Here is a 5,235-nt window from a genome sequence, read left to right as displayed (position 1 = left end):
TTAGTTATTAGTTATTACTGAAATGAATCTACGCCAATAACAAACAACAAACAACAAACAACCAACAACCAACAACCAACAACCAACAACCATGAATTACGAAGATTTCTCTGAATTAGCAAGTCTTTACCCCCTTGATATTCTGGAAGAGGAATATTGTCATGTGGTGGAAGACGCGATCGCAAAATTTCCCGAATTTGAGCAGGAGTTAGCAGGATTCCAAGCCGCTGTTGCTGCCATACCCTACACAGCGCCACTAATGCCAATAGCTGCTAATTTGAAAGATCGTCTCTTTCAAAGAATTGAGGAGGATATCTCAGTAGCTAAGGCTGAAAATGAATTATCAGTCGAGGAGTTAATCGCACAAGCAGCTACAGTATCTTGGCAACCATACTCCCTTTCAGGTATGGAGATTGCCAGGTGGGAGTTAAATATGGAAAAGCGGGAAGTTTCTTGTTTCGTTCGTGCTACACCTGGTGTACAGTTTTACAATCACCGACATGCCGGGAATGAGGAAATAGTTGTACTAGAAGGAGATATAGTCATTGATGGGCAAAAGTATAACATTGGCGATCGCATTCGCTCGATGCCGGGTTCCATTCATCAGCCAGAAACTTATGGTGGCTGTTTAATCTTTGTCCAAACATCCCTTGATGATGAAATAATTGTCTATTAATCGTAAAGATGCACTTTCCTACACCTTTTTTCATGCTATTCCCCCATGACTTTTCAGCAATTCACCAATGAGACTTCGCTTTTGGAGCGCATTGCCCAGCAAGATAAAACCGCCTTATCTGAATTGTACGATCGCTATGCTAGGATACTCTATGCCCTATCCTTCAAAATATTAGGCTCGCCAGAAGAAGCTGAAGAAGTCGTTTTAGATGTCTTTAGTCAAGTATGGCGGATTGCTCAACGGTACGATAGTAAAAAAGGGCGAGTAGATGCCTGGTTATTTACTTTAACCCGAAGTCGCGCACTGGATCGCCTCCGTGTCTTGCAACGGCAAAATAAAACAGTCACAGCCTCAATGGAAGCGGCACTTCTACCATCAAAATCCAGCGGGAATCCGGAAGAAGACTTGCTCATTGCTGAAAGGCGGGATCGCATTTTGGAAGCGATGGAGAAATTACCAATAGAACAAAGAGAAGTTTTAGAGTTAGCCTATTATAAAGGATTAACCCATACAGAAATTGCCGCTCAAACAGGTAAATCTTTGGGCACGGTTAAAACTCGGATTCGGTTAGGATTAGAAAAATTACGGTCATCTTTAAGTTATTGGCAATTTGAATAATTATATCTGGTTGAATTGATAACTTGCACCATTGACAAAAACCGCCAGTAGTAAAATTCCCCATTCCCCACTCACATTACTTATGCAGATTCCAGACGATGACTCAGAAACTCCACTCCAAATCAACATCGTACCGATGATTGATGTAATTTTCGCGATTCTGGCATTTTTTATTATGTCAACTCTTTACTTAACCCATTCAGAAGGGCTACCTGTAAATTTACCTAGCGCTACCACAGCAGAAAGTCAGCTACCAGAAGATATTAATGTCACAATTGATATAAATGGTGATATTTTCCTCAACCGTCAGCCGATTCCATTACAGGATTTGGAAGGTGCAGTGCAATCGTTAGTTGGCTCAAAATCTCAAACATTAGTAGTGATTAATGCTGATGAAGAAGTAACTCATGGTAAAGTGGTAAGTGTTATGGATCGCTTGCGTCAGGTGGCAGGGGTAAAATTAGCGATCGCAGTTAAAAAAGTTTAGAATTAAATCAGATAGAATAATTCACCTATACAATGACAGACAAACTGTAAAATCAATGAAAAACTACTTTAATCCACAATTAATTCTAATCTTGACAATTCCTATTTTAATTACCCCAGTGGTAGCTTATGGAGCGAACCCTCAACATCTAGAACAATTAAAAACAACAAATGCTTGCCCTGGATGCGATCTAACCGATGCTAACCTAATTACTGCCAATCTTCAAGAGGCAGACTTAAGTGGAGCTAATCTCAATAACGCTAAACTCAATAATGTTAACCTCACCCGTGCTAATCTCAGTGGTGCAGAATTAAGAGGCGTAGAGCTATCTGGCGCTAATCTCACAGGAGCAAATTTAAAACAAGCAAAACTGGGCGCAATACAACAGAATAATAAAATAGTCGTTGCCAAGTTATTAAATGCCAATCTTCAGGAAGCTGATTTATCTAATGCGGAGCTAAATAGTGCCCAATTAAATTATGCTAACCTGGTAAAAACTAATTTAGAAGGAGCTAACCTGACTGCCACAAAACTATCAGGAGCTAATTTATCTGGAGCTAATTTAAAAACAGCGAAAATGGAGATAGCTGATATTAGCACAGCTAACCTAACAGGCGCGAAAATGAACGGTGCAAACTTGGATAAAATTAATGGTGATGGTGCTAATTTTAGTAATGTAGATTTAAGTCAGGCTTATTTAGCCAATGCCAATCTCAGTGGTGCAATTCTCAAAGGGGCAAATCTGGAAAATACAGTGCTAATTGCGGCTAATTTACAGATTGCGGATTTGAGTGGTGCTAATCTCAAAGGTTCAGTTTTGAAGGGAGCAGGCTTTAACCGGGCTAATCTCACAGGGGCGAATTTGGAAAATGCTGACTTGACGAATGGAAAATTTGCGATCGCAAACCTGACAAATGCTAACTTAAATGGTGCTATTCTTCAGTTTGCTTATCTCTACAATGCTAACCTAAGTAAGGCTAACTTAAATGGGGTAGATTTGAAAGATTCTCGACTTCGGGGCGCTGACTTAACAGGTGCAAGTTTAGTTGGGGCAACACTGGAAGGTGCTAGTTTAATTAGCGCCCAGTTAACGGGAGCGAATTTAACCTATACAAACTTAAAGAAGTGCGATTTCAGAGAAGCAAATTTGACAGGTGCTAATCTCAGTTATGCTAACTTGAGTCAGGCAGATTTTCAGCTTGCAGCTTTAGCCGATGTTAATTTTAATGGGGCTAATTTGAGTGAGGCTAATTTTCAAGGAGCGGTAGGATTGAATCCATAGACATTATTATAATTTTAATCAGGACTTACGCAACGCATTTAGCATTTATCTGTAGGGTGCGTTATGCTCTGCTAACGCACCATTGCCACTATATGTAGAGTCACTGCGTAAATCCTATTTATGCCATAAGATAGGAGTCCACCTGCCCATAAGCTGACAAAAGCCTTCTCCGAGTCATACTATTAAAAATGGAATTCTTATTGTCAAAGATAGAACCCCTGCTTTTAGTGGTGGTAATTTTGTTACAAATTGTGCTGATAGTCTTATTTCTACAGCGCCAACCCCGACTTGTGCCAGAAGGTGCAGTTGTTAGAGGGGAACCCGAATTTTCAAAGGAAACAAGGGAAATAGGGGAAGTAAGAGCGGAAAATTTATGGGAAAATCCTCTACCAGCATCCGAAGAAATGAAATCTACCGTTGCCGAATTTAAGACTCAGTATAACAGGATTCGCCGTCAGAAAATAATAGTAGCGTCATTAATAAATTACTGTAAAGAATACATTATTTGTCTCATTTATTTGGTTAAATAGAGAATCTATCGAACTCCCTGTTGCCAATAATTTACCATCTCTTACTGCTCCCCATTCCCCATTCCCTACCAAGGATTCCCAATCATTGTAAAAGCGGACCAAAAATAGGGATGTTTAAAAGTTTGATCTCCTAATCTAACCAATTCAGGTGGTAAAGGTACTAAATCGCTATCTGCAACCAAATTTCCACCAGAAACATACACTTTACCCTGCAACATAGCTAACTGTGTTTGCCTTAAAGCTTCCGACTTCGTAGATGTTTGTTTGAGCTGCTGATAGAATTCTGTCATTAATCCCAACGTACCGCGATCGCTAACATACCACAAACTGCCCAAAGCCGATTTCACACCAGCTTGCACCGCTAATCCAGCAAAACCTAACTCCGCTTCTTCATTTCCTAAAGCCGTGCGACAAGCACTTAATACTAATAATTCTACAGGAGGGTTATTCCATCCCAGAGATGACAATTGATTCATCTTCAATTTACTATTCCAAAGTTGAATATAAGAGTTACTGACTTCTCCAGGCTGAAAATTAGCATGAGTGGCAAGGTGAATAATCCCAAAAGGCTCATCTTTTCGCTGATTTTTCAAATTTTCTAGGGTAAACCCATCATTAAGAAAAGACTTGCCTTGCCAAAGAGATGGCGTGATTGCTAATAACTCAACAGGTACTGCTGGCAAAGGCTTTTGATCTGTAAAACTAGCTGCTCCCATTGCTAAAACCTCTAAATTTTTGATCGGTTTATAGCGAGTATCAGTCAAGCTGAGACTAGGCATCAAGCCAATACTATATTTCTCTATTAGAAACTGTTTCCCATCATGGAGAGCCGCAAATGGAATGGAGCGCAAACCAGTATCCACAATAAAGCTTAAATTCTGGATACCTTGTGCTTTGAAATCAGCTTCCAGAGGCGCTACCATCCAATCATAAAGTTGTTTTGCTGGTGCTAAATAATCTCCCTCCTGAGAGCGTAAGTTGGTAACTTGAGAACGAAAATTATTGGCAACTGCGATAACTTTCTCACGAGTAGCTCCCTCTATCCGCTTGCGAATTACTGCACCCTTTGATGTTATCAAGACTAATTCCAATTGATCTTGAGCAGTTGGCACGGTAATTCCGGAGCTATTATCTGAGGATAATCGATCTATAGATCTCCCTGTTACCAGTTTTTGAGGGATAAAACTTACATACATTATTGCTGGTTTAATGCCAGTTGCTTCCTCAATTTCTTGAATAAGATTCCGGGTTTGGGCGATAGTTTTCACAGGAGCATCAGTAGAAATCCCCAAATATTGCTGAAATTTTTGCGTGAATAGCTTTTCAGAGCTATCCACTGAGTTAGGCTGATCCAAAGTGGAGGAGGAGTTTTGATCGAATAGTTCATTAATTAGGATAGGTTGGTTGTCACTATTTATATTGTTGCTGGAGTTATTGTCTACAGTTGTATTACTGACAGTTGCGCTGGGATTTGTACCGGGATTTGTACCCGAATTTGTTGCTGGATTTACACTCGGATTTGTTGCTGGATTAGTACCCGGATTAGTACCTGGAGTTGTACCCGGATTAGTACCTGGAGTTGTACCCGGAGTTGTACCCGGATTAGTACCTGGAGTTGTACCCGGAGTTGTACCCGGATTAG

Annotated in this window: 6 protein-coding genes; 5 read left to right on the top strand and 1 reads right to left on the bottom strand. The window is 40.3% G+C overall.

The genetic code is table 11. The features are described 5' to 3' along the window. Window positions 1-91 precede the first annotated feature (91 nt). The 5 genes from NJ959_RS22455 (at window position 92) to NJ959_RS22435 (ending at window position 3,593) form a co-directional block, all read left to right on the top strand. Entirely contained in the window at window positions 92-676 is a 585-nt protein-coding gene (locus tag NJ959_RS22455; RefSeq protein WP_254013971.1) for a cupin domain-containing protein, read from the top strand. A 45-nt stretch (window positions 677-721) separates the two neighbouring features. Then, complete coding sequence (locus NJ959_RS22450) at window positions 722-1,294, top strand: sigma-70 family RNA polymerase sigma factor (protein WP_254013970.1); 573 nt, start codon at window positions 722-724, stop codon at window positions 1,292-1,294. 82 nt (window positions 1,295-1,376) lie between these two features. Next, window positions 1,377-1,781 (top strand): ExbD/TolR family protein, encoded by a 405-nt coding sequence (locus NJ959_RS22445; protein ID WP_254013973.1) that lies wholly within the window; start codon window positions 1,377-1,379, stop codon window positions 1,779-1,781. A 55-nt stretch (window positions 1,782-1,836) separates the two neighbouring features. Beyond that, window positions 1,837-3,063, top strand: a complete 1,227-nt coding sequence (locus NJ959_RS22440; RefSeq protein ID WP_254013969.1) for a pentapeptide repeat-containing protein — start codon at window positions 1,837-1,839, stop codon at window positions 3,061-3,063. 200 nt (window positions 3,064-3,263) lie between these two features. Further along, window positions 3,264-3,593, top strand: a complete 330-nt coding sequence (locus tag NJ959_RS22435) for a hypothetical protein (RefSeq protein WP_254013968.1) — start codon at window positions 3,264-3,266, stop codon at window positions 3,591-3,593. 65 nt (window positions 3,594-3,658) lie between these two features. Here the strand turns inward: NJ959_RS22435 and NJ959_RS22430 are convergent. After that, on the bottom strand, window positions 3,659-5,235 hold a 1,577-nt coding region (locus NJ959_RS22430; protein WP_254013967.1), incomplete at its 5' end, for a CHAT domain-containing protein.

Origin of the sequence: Limnofasciculus baicalensis BBK-W-15 (genome assembly GCF_024178385.1) — a bacterium.
Lineage (GTDB): Bacteria > Cyanobacteriota > Cyanobacteriia > Cyanobacteriales > Coleofasciculaceae > Limnofasciculus > Limnofasciculus baicalensis.
The sequence above is the reverse complement of the archived record's forward strand: the minus strand, read 5'-3'. Positions and strand labels throughout refer to the sequence as shown.